This is a genomic window from Dyella ginsengisoli LA-4 (genome assembly GCF_000334915.1).
Lineage (GTDB): Bacteria > Pseudomonadota > Gammaproteobacteria > Xanthomonadales > Rhodanobacteraceae > Dyella_A > Dyella_A ginsengisoli_A.
The window spans coordinates 1-15,976 of the sequence record NZ_AMSF01000069.1; the positions used below are offsets into that span (position 1 = coordinate 1).

General features: G+C 64.8%; 11 protein-coding genes, 1 tRNA gene and 1 pseudogene. All 13 read left to right on the forward strand.

Translation table 11 applies throughout. The annotated features are described in order from the left end of the window. Positions 1-73 (forward strand): annotated as a pseudogene (locus C693_RS23130) (hypothetical protein); the annotation flags it as partial. A 139-nt stretch (positions 74-212) separates the two neighbouring features. Then, positions 213-288, forward strand: a tRNA-Trp gene (locus C693_RS0115885). Positions 289-361: 73 nt separating this feature from the next. Continuing rightward, positions 362-757 (forward strand): preprotein translocase subunit SecE, encoded by a 396-nt coding sequence (gene secE, locus C693_RS0115890; RefSeq protein ID WP_026107472.1) that lies wholly within the window; start codon positions 362-364, stop codon positions 755-757. Positions 758-768: 11 nt separating this feature from the next. After that, a complete protein-coding gene (nusG, locus tag C693_RS0115895) occupies positions 769-1,329 on the forward strand; it encodes a transcription termination/antitermination protein NusG (RefSeq protein WP_017463268.1) in 561 nt (186 codons plus the stop codon). Between the two features lie 221 nt (positions 1,330-1,550). Next, positions 1,551-1,979, forward strand: coding sequence for a 50S ribosomal protein L11 (gene rplK / locus C693_RS0115900; protein WP_017463269.1), 429 nt, complete (start codon positions 1,551-1,553; stop codon positions 1,977-1,979). Between the two features lie 3 nt (positions 1,980-1,982). Beyond that, positions 1,983-2,690, forward strand: a complete 708-nt coding sequence (rplA, locus tag C693_RS0115905) for a 50S ribosomal protein L1 (RefSeq protein WP_017463270.1) — start codon at positions 1,983-1,985, stop codon at positions 2,688-2,690. A 347-nt stretch (positions 2,691-3,037) separates the two neighbouring features. Further along, entirely contained in the window at positions 3,038-3,565 is a 528-nt protein-coding gene (rplJ, locus tag C693_RS0115910; RefSeq protein ID WP_017463271.1) for a 50S ribosomal protein L10, read from the forward strand. A gap of 46 nt (positions 3,566-3,611) precedes the next feature. Beyond that, complete coding sequence (rplL, locus tag C693_RS0115915; protein ID WP_017463272.1) at positions 3,612-3,983, forward strand: 50S ribosomal protein L7/L12; 372 nt, start codon at positions 3,612-3,614, stop codon at positions 3,981-3,983. A 274-nt stretch (positions 3,984-4,257) separates the two neighbouring features. Continuing rightward, positions 4,258-8,418, forward strand: coding sequence for a DNA-directed RNA polymerase subunit beta (gene rpoB / locus C693_RS0115920; protein ID WP_017463273.1), 4,161 nt, complete (start codon positions 4,258-4,260; stop codon positions 8,416-8,418). Between the two features lie 25 nt (positions 8,419-8,443). Then, complete coding sequence (rpoC, locus tag C693_RS0115925; RefSeq protein ID WP_017463274.1) at positions 8,444-12,649, forward strand: DNA-directed RNA polymerase subunit beta'; 4,206 nt, start codon at positions 8,444-8,446, stop codon at positions 12,647-12,649. A gap of 176 nt (positions 12,650-12,825) precedes the next feature. Continuing rightward, positions 12,826-13,200 (forward strand): 30S ribosomal protein S12, encoded by a 375-nt coding sequence (gene rpsL / locus C693_RS0115930; protein WP_017463275.1) that lies wholly within the window; start codon positions 12,826-12,828, stop codon positions 13,198-13,200. A gap of 18 nt (positions 13,201-13,218) precedes the next feature. After that, entirely contained in the window at positions 13,219-13,686 is a 468-nt protein-coding gene (rpsG, locus tag C693_RS0115935; protein ID WP_017463276.1) for a 30S ribosomal protein S7, read from the forward strand. 71 nt (positions 13,687-13,757) lie between these two features. After that, positions 13,758-15,848, forward strand: coding sequence for an elongation factor G (gene fusA, locus C693_RS0115940; protein WP_017463277.1), 2,091 nt, complete (start codon positions 13,758-13,760; stop codon positions 15,846-15,848). Positions 15,849-15,976 lie beyond the last annotated feature (128 nt).

A 15,976-nucleotide genomic window follows, 5' to 3' on the forward strand; every position in this document is an offset into this window, starting at 1 on the left:
GGGTCTGCGCTTCGCGATCCGCGAAGGCGGCCGTACCGTCGGCGCCGGCGTGGTGGCCAAGATCATCAAGTAAGCGGTAAAGTGGCAAGTCGCCCGTAGGGCTGGCTGCCGGGAAGGAGGCGAGGACGGGTTCCGTTCCTCGCCCTCCCTGACGCCGAGGCGTCCCCGTCGGTTGGTCAAGCGTGCGACTTTGCTTGTTTCTGAACTTCAGTACGCCAGTAGCTCAATTGGCAGAGCAGCGGTCTCCAAAACCGCAGGTTGGGGGTTCGAGTCCCTCCTGGCGTGCCACTCTTGCAAGGAGCGATGGCGGGTAGCGCGGATCGGTCGCCAAGGCGGTCGCCGCTGCATCCGTCCAGTGCGCATGAACACCAAGGCAGAACAATCCCGAGGCATTGGCGTCGGAGATATTGGCAAGCTTGTGCTGGCCGGGCTGGTGCTCGTGGCCGGCATCGGCGCGTACTCCTGGTACGACGGCGCGGGCAAGGTGCCGCAGTCGGTGCTGCTGATTGGCGTACTTGCCTCCATCGTCGCCTCGCTCGCGATTGCGGCCTTTACCGAACCGGGCCGTCGTCTCAAGGGGTTCATCGCCGAGTCGCAGTTCGAGTTGCGCAAGGTGGTCTGGCCCAACCGGGACGAGACCATCAAGACCACGGCTGTCATCATCGTGGTGGTGATCGTTCTGTCCCTGTTGCTGGGGTTGATCGATCTGATCCTGAAGTCGGTCGTGCTCGACTGGCTGCTCAAGCTGGGTTCGTGAGGTAAGTGAGCATGAGCAAGCGTTGGTATGTGGTGCACGCCTACTCGGGCTTCGAGAACCAGGTCAAGCGTTCGCTCGATGAGCGGATCAAGCGCGCCGGCATGGAAGAGAAGTTCGGCGAAGTGCTGGTGCCGACCGAGGAAGTGATCGAAATGCGCGCCGGCCAGAAGCGCCGCAGCGAGCGCAAGTTCTTCCCCGGTTATGTGCTGGTGCAGATCGAAACCGATACCGAGGGCAAGGGGCCGCGCATCGACGACGAGTGCTGGCACCTGGTCAAGGAGACGCCCAAGGTGATGGGCTTCATCGGCGGTACCGCCGACCGGCCGTTGCCGATCCGTGACAGCGAGGCCGATGCCATTCTCAGTCGCGTCCGCGAGGGCGTGGAGAAGCCCAAGCCCAAGGTGCTGTTCGAGCCGGGCGAGATGGTTCGCGTGACCGATGGCCCGTTCAACGACTTCAATGGCGTGGTCGAAGAGGTCAATTACGAGAAGAGCCGCCTGCGTGTGGCCGTGCTCATCTTCGGTCGATCGACCCCGGTCGAGCTGGAGTTTGGCCAGGTCGAGAAGGCCTGATCCGGCCCCGGCTCTCCACGGTTGTGGTCTGCGTCGGCGCGGTTCTGGCGCGCCGCTTGCTTAAAAGCTGATCAATCTCTAAACTACGCGGTTCACGCTGAGGCTTTTCAGTCTCTGCGTGTTCGCGTTTTCAGATGTCCGCCGGAGGGCGGGCGTTCCATCGTCCGGGAAGGACATGAAGCGAGGAGCCGCAAGGCGCCTGCACTCGCAAGGAAAATCCCATGGCAAAGAAAGTTGTCGGCTATATCAAGCTTCAGGTCAAGGCCGGTCAGGCCAACCCGTCGCCGCCGGTCGGTCCGGCCCTCGGTCAGCGCGGCCTGAACATCATGGAATTCTGCAAGGCGTTCAATGCCGCCACGCAGAAAATGGAGCCCGGTGCCCCGATTCCGGTGGTGATCACCGCCTATTCGGATCGCAGCTTCACCTTCACGATGAAGACCTCTCCGGCCACCTACTGGCTGAAGAAGCTCACCAATACCGCGAAGGGTTCGTCCAAGCCGAACACCGACAAGGTCGGCAAGGTGACCCGTGCCCAGCTCGAAGAGATCGCAAAGCAGAAACAGCCCGACCTGACGGCGGCTGATCTGGATGCGGCCGTGCGTACCATCGCCGGCAGTGCTCGTTCGATGGGTCTGGTGGTGGAGGGCTAAGACATGGCAAAGCTGACGAAGCGTATGAAGGCGGCCCAGGCCGCAGTGCAGCCGGGCAAGGTCTATGGCCTGGAAGAGGCGCTGAAGATCATCAAGGACAACGCCAAGGCGAAGTTTGCCGAGTCGGTCGACGTGGCCGTGCGCCTCGGCATCGACGCGAAGAAGTCCGACCAGGGTGTGCGCGGCTCCTCGCTGCTGCCGCATGGCACCGGCAAGACCGTCAAGGTCGCCGTGTTCTGCCCGGCGGGTGAGAAGGCCGAGGCCGCCAAGGCCGCCGGTGCCGACGCCGTCGGCATGGACGACCTGGCCGAGCGCATGCAGGCCGGCGATCTCGACTTCGGTCGCGTGATCGCTACCCCTGACGCGATGCGCGTGGTGGGCAAGCTGGGTCAGCTGCTCGGCCCGCGTGGCCTGATGCCGAACCCGAAGGACGGCTCGGTCACTGCTGACGTGGTCACCGCGGTGAAGAACGCCAAGGCCGGTCAGGTCAAGTTCCGCAACGACAAGGCGGGCATCATCCACGCCACCATCGGCAAGGCCAGCTTCGAGGCGTCCCAGCTCGCGGACAACCTCAACATGCTGATCTCCGACCTGCTGAAGGCCAAGCCGGCGACGGCCAAGGGTCAGTATCTGCAGAAGGTCGCGCTGTCGAGCACGATGGGTGTGGGCGTGCCGGTCGATACCTCGTCGCTGACGGTTGCGGCGAAGTAAGCAATTCAAGTCCTGCCGGTCTTCGGGCCAGGCAGGCAGTTTTTGAAGGTAGCCCCGGCGGCACGTTCGCCGGGGTCGCCGTCAAAGACCGCAGGCGCGCTCCGCGCGCGATGACGACGGGCAGGGAGCTCGTGCTGGCAGGGAGTCGCCGTCATCGAAAGCGGGAACGCTTAATCGGGATCCGGTTGCGGACCCTGGCCTGCGCAGATGGTGTTGCCCCTTCTGGAATCGTTTTTCTGGAAAGGCCACCACCCGGGATCTCCCAAGGATCCCCGACGTCATGGAAGGCGTCGCCCAGGACCGCAAGCGGCAGGAGTCGCGAGCGGATTTCATAGTGGAGGAGTGATATGGCTCTGAATCTCTCTCAGAAGCAAGAAGTAGTCGCCGAACTGGCCGAAGTGGCCGCGAAGGCTCACTCCTTGGTCGCCGTCGAGTACGCGGGCACCACGGTCGAACAGATGACCGCGATGCGCAAGAAGGCTCGCGAGTCGAGCGTGTTCCTGAAGGTTGTCAAGAACACGCTGGCATCGCGCGCCGTGGTCGGTACCGAGTTCGAGGTCGTCAAGGACGCCCTGACCGGTCCGCTGCTGTACGCGTTCTCGCTCGAGGAGCCCGGCGCTGCCGGTCGCCTGATCAAGGAATTCGCCAAGACCAACGACAAGCTGAAGGCCAAGGTCGTTTCCGTGGAGGGCAAGCTGCTGCCGGCCGCCCACGTGGACGTGCTGGCCTCGCTGCCGACCCGCGAAGAAGCGCTGGCCATGCTGGCCCGCGTGCTCGCCGAGCCCGCTGCGATGTTCGCCCGCGCCGTCAAGGCCGTGGCCGACAAGCAGGGCGGTGGCGAAGCCGTCGCGGAAGAGGCCCCGGCGGAAGCCTGAGTTCGTCGTCTATCCCATTCGATTCAATTTCCAGAGGTAAAACACAATGTCCCTGACCAACGAACAGATCGTTGACGCCGTCGCCGCCAAGTCGCTGATGGAAGTGATGGAGCTGGTGAAGGCCATCGAAGAGAAGTTCGGCGTGTCCGCCGCCGCTCCGGTGATGATGGCCGCTGGCCCGGCCGCCGGCGCTCCGGCTGCCGAAGAGAAGACCGAGTTCGACGTCGTCCTGGTGAGCGCCGGCGACAAGAAGGTCGACGTCATCAAGGCCGTCCGCGCCATCACCGGCCTGGGCCTGAAGGAAGCCAAGGACCTCACCGAGGCCGGTGGCGTCCTGAAGGAAGCCGTCTCGAAGGAAGACGCCGAGAAGTTCAAGAAGGACCTGGAAGCCGCCGGCGCCAAGGTCGAACTGAAGTAATTGGCGCTCTTGCGCGCCATCAGTTTGATCTAGCGTCACGCAAGCCTGGGGGCGTAAGCCCCCGGGCTTTGCCTGTTGCAAGGGCTGGCCTCGTTGCCACCCCGTTTCACCGCGTCACCCGAAAAGGCAGTACTGAGCGGCCGGGCACCGGCTACTGATTCCTGTCTTTTTGATGTCCCGTCGGGCCTGCCTGGCCGTCCGGAGCATCACCGCTTTCCAAAATTAGCCGGTGTGTGCACCACCGGCGTCACTGCGAACCGAGGCGTCACCGACCATGACCTACTCGTTTACCGAGAAGAAGCGCATCCGCAAGGATTTCGGCAAGCGTCCGCCCGTGCTGGGCGTGCCCAACCTGCTGACCATCCAGACCGACTCCTATCGCGAATTCCTGCAGGAGCATGTCGCCCCGAAGCAGCGCGACGAAAAGGGTCTGCACGCGGCCCTGAAGTCGGTTTTCCCGATCTCCAGCTACTCCGGCAATGCCGCGCTCGAGTACGTCGACTACCGTCTCGGCGAGCCGGCGTTCGACGAGCGTGAGTGCCGCAACCGCGGCATGACCTTCGGTGCGCCGCTGCGCGTGACCGTTCGCCTGGTCATCTACGACAAGGACAGCCCGGCCTCGAAGAAGGCGGTCAAGTACGTCAAGGAGCAGGAGGTCTACATGGGCGAGATCCCGCTCATGACCGACACCGGCACCTTCATCATCAACGGCACCGAGCGCGTCATCGTCTCGCAGCTGCACCGTTCTCCGGGCGTGTTCTTCGACCACGACCGCGGCAAGACGCACAGCTCGGGCAAGCTGCTGTTCTCGGCCCGCGTGATCCCCTACCGCGGTTCCTGGCTGGACTTCGAGTTCGACCCGAAGGACGCGCTGTTCACCCGCATCGACCGTCGCCGCAAGTTGCCGGTGACCGTGCTGCTGCGCGCGCTGGGTTACACCAACGAGGAGATGCTGCAGATCTTCTTCGAGCACAACGTGTTCCACCTGGGCAAGAAGGGTGGCACCACGCTGGAGCTGGTCGCCGAGCGCCTGCGCGGTGAGACCCTCACGTTCGACCTGATGATCGGCGACAAGGTGCTGGTGGAAGCCGGCAAGCGCATCACCGCGCGCCACGTGCGCCAGCTGGCGGCCGAGAACATCACCGCGCTGGAAGTGCCCGACGACTACCCGGTCGGCCGCATCCTGGCGATCGATGTCGTCGACGCCAAGACCGGCGAGCTGCTGGCTGCGGCCAACGACGAGATCACGGCCGAGCATCTGGAGGCGTTCCGCAAGGCTGGCATCGAGACGCTGCCGACGCTGTACGTGAACGACCTCGATCGCGGTGCCTACATCTCGCACACCCTGCGCATCGACAACACCAAGACGCCGCTCGAGGCGCTGGTGGAGATCTACCGCATGATGCGTCCGGGCGAGCCGCCGACCAAGGATGCCGCGCAGAACCTGTTCTACAACCTGTTCTTCACCTTCGACCGCTATGACCTGTCGGCGGTCGGCCGCATGAAGTTCAACCGCCGCGTCGGTCGCCAGGACATCCTGGGCCCGGGCGTGCTCTACGACCACAAGTACTTCTCCGAGCGCAAGGAAGAGAGCGCCCAGGAGCTGGTGGCCGCGCAGGGCGAGACGTCGGACATCCTCGACGTGCTCAAGGTGCTGATCGACATCAAGAACGGCCACGGCACCGTCGACGACATCGACCACCTGGGCAACCGCCGCGTGCGCTCGGTCGGCGAGATGGCCGAGAACACCTTCCGCATCGGCCTGGTGCGCGTCGAGCGTGCGGTGCGTGAGCGCCTGTCGCTGGCCGAGTCCGACGGACTGACCCCGCAGGACCTGATCAACGCCAAGCCGGTGGCCGCGGCGGTGAAGGAGTTCTTCGGCTCCTCGCAGCTGTCGCAGTTCATGGACCAGAACAACCCGCTGTCGGAAGTCACCCACAAGCGTCGCGTCTCGGCGCTCGGGCCGGGCGGCCTGACCCGTGAGCGTGCCGGCTTCGAGGTGCGCGACGTGCACCCGACCCATTACGGTCGCGTCTGCACCATCGAGACCCCGGAAGGCCCGAACATCGGCCTGATCAACTCGCTGGCCGTGTACGCCCGCACCAATTCCTACGGCTTCCTCGAGACCCCGTACCGCAAGGTCGAGAACGGCAAGGTGACCGACAAGGTCGACTACCTGTCCGCGATCGAGGAGGGCGACCACGTGATCGCCCAGGCGAACTCGCCGCTGGACAAGCACGGCGCCTTCATCGAGGACTTCGTGTCCTGCCGCTTCCGCGGCGAGTCCGAGCTGCGCCCGGCGAAGGAAGTCGACTACATGGACGTCTCGCCGATGCAGACCGTGTCGGTCGCGGCGGCGCTGGTGCCGTTCCTCGAGCACGACGACGCGAACCGCGCGCTGATGGGCGCGAACATGCAGCGCCAGGCCGTGCCGACGCTGCGCTCGCAGACCCCGCTGGTCGGTACCGGCATCGAGCGCGCCGTGGCGCGTGACTCGGGCGTCATCGTTACCGCCAAGCGCGGCGGCGTGATCGATCAGGTCGACGCGGCCCGTATCGTGGTGCGCGTGAACGAGGAAGAGGTCGGCGACAACGATGCCGGCGTCGATATCTACACGCTGACCAAGTACACCCGCTCCAACCAGAACACCAACCTCAACCAGCGTCCGCTGGTGAACGTCGGTGACGTGGTGGCGAAGGGCGACACGCTGGCCGACGGTTCGTCGACCGACCTGGGCGAGCTCGCGCTCGGCCAGAACATGCTGATCGCCTTCATGCCGTGGAACGGCTACAACTTCGAGGACTCGATCCTGCTCTCCGAGCGCGTCGTGCAGGAGGACCGCTACACCTCGATCCACATCGAGGAGCTGTCCTGCATCGCGCGCGACACCAAGCTGGGCGCCGAGGAAATCACCGCCGACATCCCGAACGTGGGCGAGCAGGCGCTGGCGCGTCTGGACGAGTCCGGCATCGTGTATATCGGCGCCGAGGTGAAGGCGGGCGACATCCTGGTCGGCAAGGTCACGCCGAAGGGCGAGAGCCAGCTGACTCCGGAAGAGAAGCTGCTGCGGGCGATCTTCGGCGAGAAGGCGTCCGACGTGAAGGACAGCTCGCTGCGCGTGCCGCCGGGCATGGACGGCACCGTCATCGACGTGCAGGTGTTCACCCGCGACGGCATCGAGAAGGACAAGCGCGCCAAGCAGATCGAGGAAACCGAGATCAAGCGCATCCGCAAGGACATGGACGATCAGTTCCGCATCCTCGAGGGCGCGATCTACAACCGCATGCGCATGCAGCTGGTCGGCAAGTCCGCGATGAGCGGTCCGGGCGGCCTCAAGCGCGGCGCGGAGATCACCGACGCCTACCTGGACGGTCTGAAGAAGGACGACTGGTTCAAGATCAATGTCAAGGACGAGGACGTCACCGAGTTCCTCGAGCGCGCGGCCGACCAGGTCAAGCGCCACAAGGAGGAGTTCGACAAGCGCTTCAAGGAGAAGCAGGGCAAGATCACCCAGGGCGACGACCTCGCGCCGGGCGTGCTGAAGATGGTCAAGGTGTTCCTGGCCGTGAAGCGCCGCATCCAGCCGGGCGACAAGATGGCCGGCCGTCACGGCAACAAGGGCGTGGTGTCCAACGTGGTGCCGGTGGAAGACATGCCGCACATGGCGGACGGTACCTCGGTCGACATCTGCCTGAACCCGCTGGGCGTGCCTTCGCGCATGAACATCGGCCAGATTCTGGAAGTGCATCTGGGCTGGGCCGCCAAGGGCCTGGGCAAGAAGATCCAGAAGATGATCGAGGCCCAGGAGAAGGTGACGAAGATCCGCGAGTTCCTCGACCAGATCTACAACCACCACGTCTCCGGTGCCGTGCAGCACGTCGACCTCAAGTCGCTGACCGACCAGGAGATCCTGACCCTGGCGAACAATCTGCAGGAAGGCGTGCCGATGGCCACGCCGGTGTTCGACGGTGCCGAGGAATCCGAGATCAAGGCGATGCTGAAGCTGGCGGATCTGCCCGAGTCGGGCCAGACCACGCTGTTCGATGGCCGCACCGGCGAGGCGTTCGATCGCCCGGTCACCGTCGGCTACATGCACTACCTGAAGCTCAACCACCTCGTCGACGACAAGATGCACGCGCGCTCGACCGGTCCGTACTCGCTCGTCACCCAGCAGCCGCTGGGCGGCAAGGCGCAGTTCGGCGGCCAGCGCTTCGGTGAGATGGAAGTCTGGGCGCTGGAAGCCTACGGCGCGGCCTACACCCTGCAGGAAATGCTGACGGTGAAGTCCGACGACGTGCAGGGCCGCAACCAGATGTACAAGAACATCGTCGACGGCAACCACGAGATGACGGCGGGCATGCCGGAATCCTTCAACGTGCTGGTGAAGGAAATCCGTTCGCTCGGTATCGACATCGACCTGGAAGAGATCAAGTAACCGACGGGTTACAGGAGCTTATGCAATGAAAGATTTGCTCAATCTGTTCAATCAGCAGCGCGCGACGCCTGATTTTGATGCGATCAAGATCGCGCTGGCTTCGCCGGAGCTGATCCGCTCGTGGTCCTTCGGCGAGGTCAAGAAGCCCGAGACGATCAACTACCGCACCTTCAAGCCGGAGCGTGACGGCCTGTTCTGCGCCGCGATCTTCGGTCCGGTGAAGGACTACGAGTGCCTGTGCGGCAAGTACAAGCGCATGAAGCATCGTGGCGTGGTCTGCGAGAAGTGCGGCACCGAGGTCACCCTGGCCAAGGTGCGCCGCGAGCGCATGGGCCACATCGAGCTGGCCAGCCCGACCGCGCACATCTGGTTCCTCAAGTCGCTGCCCTCGCGCATCGGCCTGATGCTGGACATGACCCTGCGCGACATCGAGCGCATCCTGTACTTCGAAGCCTTCGTGGTGATCGATCCGGGCATGACCGCGCTCGAGCGCGGTCAGCTGCTCAGCGAAGACCAGTACCTGGAGGCCGTGGAAGAGCACGGTGACGAGTTCGACGCCCGCATGGGCGCCGAGGCCGTCTACGAGCTGCTGAAGTCGCTGGACCTGCCGGGTGAAGTCATCCGCCTGAAGGAAGAGATTGCCTCGACCAACTCCGAGACCAAGCTCAAGCGCCTCACCAAGCGCGTCAAGCTGATCGAGGCGTTCCTCGAGTCCGGCAACAAGCCGGAGTGGATGGTGCTGACCGTGCTGCCGGTGTTGCCGCCGGACCTGCGTCCGCTGGTGCCGCTGGACGGTGGCCGTTTCGCCACCTCGGACCTGAACGACCTGTACCGCCGCGTCATCAACCGCAACAACCGCCTCAAGCGCCTGCTCGAGCTCAACGCGCCGGACATCATCGTGCGCAACGAGAAGCGCATGCTGCAGGAGTCGGTCGATGCGCTGCTGGACAACGGCCGCCGCGGCCGTGCCATCACCGGCACCAACAAGCGCGCGCTGAAGTCGCTGGCCGACATGATCAAGGGCAAGCAGGGCCGGTTCCGCCAGAACCTGCTCGGCAAGCGCGTGGACTACTCCGGCCGTTCGGTGATCGTGGTCGGTCCGACCCTGCGCCTGCACCAGTGCGGTCTGCCGAAGAAGATGGCGCTGGAGCTGTTCAAGCCGTTCATCTTCGCCAAGCTGCAGGCCCGCGGCGAAGCCACCACCATCAAGGCCGCCAAGAAGCTGGTCGAGCGTGAAGAATCGCAGGTGTGGGACATCCTCGAAGAGGTGATCCGCGAGCATCCAGTACTGCTGAACCGCGCGCCGACCCTGCATCGTCTGGGCATCCAGGCGTTCGAGCCGGTGCTGATCGAAGGCAAGGCGATCCAGCTGCACCCGCTGGTCTGTACCGCGTTCAACGCGGACTTCGACGGCGACCAGATGGCGGTGCACGTGCCGCTGTCGATCGAGGCGCAGCTGGAAGCGCGCGCCCTGATGATGTCCTCGAACAACATCCTGTCGCCGGCGAACGGTGAGCCGATCATCGTGCCGACCCAGGACGTGGTGCTGGGCCTGTACTACATGACCCGCGAGCTGGTGAACGCGAAGGGTACCGGCATGGTGTTCTCCGGCATTGGCGAAGTCCGCCGTGCCTATGACAACCGCGCCGTGGAACTGCATGCCAAGGTCAAGGTGCGCATGAAGCAGGTGCGCATCGACGAGCAGGGCAACAAGTCGGTCGAGCACGGCCTGGTGGAGACCACCGTGGGTCGCTCGCTGCTGGCCGAGATCCTGCCGGAGGGCCTGCCGTTCTCGCTGGCCAACACCGAGCTGACCAAGAAGGCCATCTCGCGCCTGATCAACTCCAGCTACCGCCTGCTGGGCCTGAAGGAAACGGTGATCTTCGCGGACAAGCTGATGTACACCGGCTTCCGCTTCGCCACCCGCGCGGGCATCTCCATCGGCATTGATGACATGATCATCCCGGCCGAGAAGAAGCCGATCCTGGAAGAGGCCGAGAAGGAAGTGGTCGAGATCCAGGAGCAGTACCAGTCCGGCCTGGTGACCGCCGGCGAGCGCTACAACAAGGTGGTCGACATCTGGTCGCGCACCAACGAGCTGGTCGCCAAGGCGATGATCGACGGTATCGGTACCGAGAAGGTGACCGATGCCGAGGGCAAGACGATCAACCAGAAGTCGATGAACTCGCTCTACATCATGGCTGACTCCGGTGCGCGAGGCTCGGTGGCGCAGATCCGCCAGCTGGCCGGCATGCGCGGCCTGATGGCCCGTCCGGACGGCTCGATCATCGAGACCCCGATCAAGGCGAACTTCCGCGAAGGCCTGAACGTCCTGCAGTACTTCAACTCCACCCACGGCGCCCGCAAGGGCCTGGCGGATACGGCGCTGAAGACGGCGAACTCGGGTTACCTGACCCGCCGCCTGGTGGACGTGGCGCAGGACGTGGTGATCACCTCGAACGACTGCGGCACCGAGGACGGCCTGACCATGCAGCCGATCGTGGAAGGCGGCGACGTGGTCGAGCCGCTGCGCGAGCGCGTGCTTGGTCGCGTGGTGGTCGAGGACGTCTACGCCCCCGGCGACGACGACGAGCCGATCGTCACCCGCAACACGCTGCTGGACGAGGCGCTGGTCGAGAAGCTCGACAAGGCTGGCGTGCAGTCGATCAAGGTGCGTTCGCCGATCACCTGCGAAGCCAGCCATGGCGTGTGCGCCCTGTGCTACGGCCGCGACCTGGCCCGTGGCCATCTGGTCAACATGGGTGAGGCCGTGGGTGTCGTTGCCGCGCAGTCGATCGGCGAGCCCGGCACGCAGCTGACCATGCGTACGTTCCACATCGGTGGTGCCGCCTCGCGTGCCGCCGCCGTGGACAACGTGTCGGTGAAGACCACCGGTACGCTGAAGTTCAACAACCTCAAGACCGTGCAGCACAGCCAGGGCCACCTGGTGGCGGTGTCGCGTTCGGGCGAAGTGTCGGTGATCGACGCCAATGGCCGCGAGCGCGAGCGCTACAAGGTGCCTTACGGCGCCACCATCTCGGTCAAGGACGGCGATCCGGTGAAGGCCGGCCAGACCGTGGCCAACTGGGATCCGCACACCCATCCGATCGTCTCGGAAGTGGCCGGTGTGGTGCGCTTCATCGACTTCCTCGATGGCGTCACCGTACAGAGCCAGACCGACGAGCTGACCGGCCTGGAGTCGGCGGTGGTGACCGATCCGAAGCGTCGCGGTACGCAGGCGAAGGATCTGCGCCCGATCGTGCGCCTGGAAGACAGCAAGGGCCGCGAGCTCAAGCTGCCGGGTACCGACGTGCCGGCGCAGTACTTCCTGCCGGCCGGCGCGATCGTGTCGATCCAGAACGGTGCCGAAGTGGGCGTCGGCGACGTGGTGGCCCGTATCCCGCAGGAAACCTCCAAGACCCGCGACATCACCGGTGGTCTGCCCCGCGTGGCGGACCTGTTCGAGGCGCGCAAGCCGAAGGAGCCGGCGATCCTGGCCGAGCGCTCCGGCGTGGTCAGCTTCGGCAAGGACACCAAGGGCAAGCAGCGCCTGATCATCAAGGATGTCGACGGCAACGAGCACGAGGAGCTGATTCCGAAGTGGCGTCAGGTCATCGTGTTCGAAGGCGAGCACGTGGAGAAGGGCGAGACGATCGTCGACGGCGAGCCGAATCCGCACGACATCCTGCGCCTGCTGGGTGTCGAGCCGCTGGCGGCCTACCTGGTCAAGGAGATCCAGGACGTCTATCGCCTGCAGGGCGTGAAGATCAACGACAAGCACATCGAGGCGATCATTCGCCAGATGCTGCGCAAGGTCGAGATCACCGAGCCGGGCGAGAGCCACTACCTGCGCGGCGAACAGGTGGAGCGCGTGCGGATCAACGAGGAGAACGACCGCGCGACCGCCCGCAGCGAGCGTCCGGCCGAATACCAGTCGGTGCTGCTCGGCATCACCAAGGCGTCGCTGGCGACCGAGTCGTTCATCTCGGCAGCTTCGTTCCAGGAAACCACCCGCGTGCTTACCGAGGCGGCGGTTCGTGGTACGCGCGACACCTTGCGTGGCCTGAAGGAAAATGTTATTGTCGGCCGTCTGATCCCGGCAGGTACGGGTCTGGCGTACCACGCGCAGCGTCGTCGCCAGAGCGGTCTTACCGATGCGGAGCTGGAGACCCTGTCCGGTTCCTCGCATTCCTTCGCGGAAGCGCCGGTAAGCGACGGTGGGGTCGAGTAAGCCCTTCGCGGGCAACACTCGCTGACATACGAAATGAGGCGCACGGAGGCGCCTCGTGTTCGGGTCATGGATGCGATGGGCCTGATTGCTCGAGCAAGAGGGCCCGTGTTAAATTTCCGCTTCTCGGCAGGCCGAATGCATCGGTCTGCCTTTATGTTTCCCAGGAATAGTTCCGCATGACGACAGTCAATCAGTTGGTGCGCAAGTCCCGCAGCCCGAAGAGCTACAAGAGCGCTTCGCCGGCCCTGCAGAGCAGCCCGCAGCGTCGTGGTGTCTGCACCCGCGTCTACACCACCACCCCGAAGAAGCCGAACTCGGCCCTGCGCAAGGTCGCCAAGGTGCGCCTGACCAACGGTTACGAGGTCATCAGCTACATCGGTGGCGAAGGTCACAACCTGCAGGAGCACTCGGTGGTGCTCATCCGCGGTGGCCGCGTCAAGGATCTGCCGGGTGTGCGTTACCACACCGTGCGCGGCAGTCTGGACTGCGCTGGCGTCACCAAGCGCAAGCAGGCCCGCTCCAAGTACGGCGCCAAGCGCCCGAAGAAGTAAGCATCAAGGACACCCAACATGTCGCGTAAAGGTTCCCACCCCGCCCGTCTGGTCCTGCCGGATCCCAAGCACGGAAGCCAGCTGATCGCCCGTTTCATCAACATGGTGATGAAGAGCGGCAAGAAGTCCGTGGCCGAGAGCATCGTCTACGGCGCGCTCGATCAGCTCGGCGAGAAGAATCCGGAGCCGGTGGCTCTGGTCGAGAAGGCCCTGAACAATATCGCCCCGGCGGTCGAGGTGAAGTCCCGTCGCGTCGGCGGCGCCACCTACCAGGTGCCGGTCGAAGTGCGTCCGGGCCGTCGCATGGCGCTGGCCATGCGCTGGGCGATCGACGCAGCGCGCAAGCGCGGCGAGACCTCGATGCCGCGCAAGCTGGCGGCCGAGCTGCTCGAAGCCTCGGAAAACCGTGGCGGCGCGATCAAGAAGCGTGAAGAGACGCATCGCATGGCGGAAGCCAACAAGGCGTTCTCGCACTACCGCTGGTAATCCGGTGGTTCCCAGGGCAGTGGGCGGGCATGGCTCGTCCACTGCCTTGTCGTATTCGGAGGTCCTCCATCGTGGCACGCACGACCCCGATCGAGCGCTATCGCAACATCGGCATCATGGCGCACATCGATGCCGGGAAGACCACGACTACCGAGCGCATCCTTTTCTATACCGGCGTCAGCCGGAGAATGGGCGAGGTCCACGAGGGCACCGCCACGATGGACTGGATGGAGCAGGAGCAGGAGCGCGGCATCACCATTACCGCCGCCGCCACCACGGCGTTCTGGCGAGGCATGGATCGCGGACTGCCCGAGCACCGGCTGAACATCATCGATACCCCGGGCCACGTCGACTTCACCGTCGAGGTGGAGCGGTCGCTGCGCGTGCTCGACGGGGCGATCTTCGTGCTGTGTGCGGCAAGCGGCGTGCAGTCGCAGTCGGAGACGGTCTGGCGCCAGGCTGACCGCTACGGCGTTCCCCGCCTGGCGTTCGTCAACAAGATGGACCGGGCCGGAGCGGACTTCGAGAAGGTCGTTGCCCAGCTGCGCAGTCGGCTTGGGGCGAACCCCGTGCCGATGCAGCTGCCCATTGGTGCCGGGGACGGTTTCCGCGGGGTGATCGATCTTCTGCGTATGCGGGCGATCTACTGGGATGCGGGGTCGCAGGGCACGACGTTCGAGTACCAGGACATTCCTCCGGAATTCCTCGACGCCGCCAGGCGTGCGCGTGAGTTCATGGTCGAGGCGGCTGCCGAGACGTCTGAAGAGCTGATGGAGCGCTATCTCGACGAGGGTGAGCTCGGTGACGAGGCGCTGCTTTCCGCCTTGCGTGCCGCGACGCTCGGCTCCGGCCTGATTCCGGTCTACTGCGGTGCGGCCTTCCGCAACGTCGGAGTGCAGGCGCTGCTCGATGGAGTGCTCAGGTTCCTTCCCTCGCCAGCGGACCGGCCTCCGGTCGTCGGGACGGATGAGCTGGATCGGGAGACTTCGCGCGGCGCGTCGGACGACGAGCCTTTCGCTGCGCTGGCCTTCAAGATCATGAACGATGCGCCACTCGGCGCTCTCACATTTTTCCGGGTCTATTCCGGCACGCTGCGTACCGGCGAGGTGGTCTATAACCCGCTCCGGCAGCGCAGGGAATGTATTGGCCGCATCCTGCAGATGCACGCCAATGAGCATGAGGAGATCGGTGAGGTTCGTGCCGGCGACATCGCCGCTGCGGTGGGGCTGGACGACGTGGCTACCGGCGACACGCTGTGCTCCCCTGTCCACGTCATTACCCTCGAGCGGATGAGCTTCCCCGAGCCGGTGATTGCGATGGCGGTGGAACCGCGCACCGAGCTTGACAGTGCACGTCTGGCAGCGGCGCTGGAGCGCCTGGCGGCGGAGGATCCCAGTTTCCGGGTGTACGTGGACCCCGAGTCGGGGCAGACCGTCATTGCCGGAATGGGCGAGTTGCATCTGGACATCCTGGTGGACCGGATGCGGCGCGAGTTCCAGGTCGAGGCGAATGTCGGCAGGCCGCAGGTCGCCTATCGAGAGGCGATCCGGCAGCCAGCAGTCCAGGAGGGCCGGTTCGCCGGTCCGTCTGCGGGCCAGGAGCAGTTCGCAAAGGTCGTGCTGGAGCTGATTCCGCAGCCGCGCGGGGCGGGCTGCGGCTTCGAGCTGGCGGCGCCGGCAACGTCGATCCCGCCACCGTATGTCCAGGCGGTGGAGCAGGGGGTGCGCGATGCGATGGCTGCCGGTGTGCTTGCGGGATTCCCGGTCGTTGACGTCCGTGCTCGGCTGCTTGGCGCGGAGTGCCATGTGACTGGGTCGCCCGACCTGGCTCTGCGTTTGGCGGCGGCCGCGGCGTTTCGTGATGGTTTTCGCCGCGCCGATCCGGTATTGCTCGAGCCTGTCATGCGGGTCGAGGTGGTGACGCCTGACGAGTTCGTCGGCGACGTCATGGGCGATCTCAGTCGCCGCCGCGGATTGCTCCGGGGCGCAGAGGAGACTCCCTCCGGGACGGCCATCGGTGCGCGGGTGCCGCTGGAGGAGATGTTCGGGTACGCCACCGCCCTGCGATCACTGTCCCGCGGGCGGGCTACCTTTTCGATGGAATTCGACCATTACGCCGAGGCGCCGGATTCCGTCGCGGGGCGGGTCACAAACCGGGCCTGACAGGCTCATCTTTCGGTATAATTGCGGTCCTTTTTTCAGAGGTTAGAGTCATGGCAAAGGGTAAATTCGAGCGCACCAAGCCGCACGTCAACGTGGGCACGATCGGTCACGTGGACCACGGCAAGACG

Excerpts from the sequence above, each read along its gene's own strand:
- secE (WP_026107472.1), top strand. The coding sequence starts at position 362 with ATGAACACCAAGGCAGAACAATCCCGAGGCATTGGCGTCGGAGATATT.
- nusG (WP_017463268.1), top strand. The coding sequence starts at position 769 with ATGAGCAAGCGTTGGTATGTGGTGCACGCCTACTCGGGCTTCGAGAAC.
- rplK (WP_017463269.1), top strand. The coding sequence starts at position 1,551 with ATGGCAAAGAAAGTTGTCGGCTATATCAAGCTTCAGGTCAAGGCCGGT.
- rplA (WP_017463270.1), top strand. The coding sequence starts at position 1,983 with ATGGCAAAGCTGACGAAGCGTATGAAGGCGGCCCAGGCCGCAGTGCAG.
- rplJ (WP_017463271.1), top strand. The coding sequence starts at position 3,038 with ATGGCTCTGAATCTCTCTCAGAAGCAAGAAGTAGTCGCCGAACTGGCC.
- rplL (WP_017463272.1), top strand. The coding sequence starts at position 3,612 with ATGTCCCTGACCAACGAACAGATCGTTGACGCCGTCGCCGCCAAGTCG.
- rpoB (WP_017463273.1), top strand. The coding sequence starts at position 4,258 with ATGACCTACTCGTTTACCGAGAAGAAGCGCATCCGCAAGGATTTCGGC.
- rpoC (WP_017463274.1), top strand. The coding sequence starts at position 8,444 with ATGAAAGATTTGCTCAATCTGTTCAATCAGCAGCGCGCGACGCCTGAT.
- rpsL (WP_017463275.1), top strand. The coding sequence starts at position 12,826 with ATGACGACAGTCAATCAGTTGGTGCGCAAGTCCCGCAGCCCGAAGAGC.
- rpsG (WP_017463276.1), top strand. The coding sequence starts at position 13,219 with ATGTCGCGTAAAGGTTCCCACCCCGCCCGTCTGGTCCTGCCGGATCCC.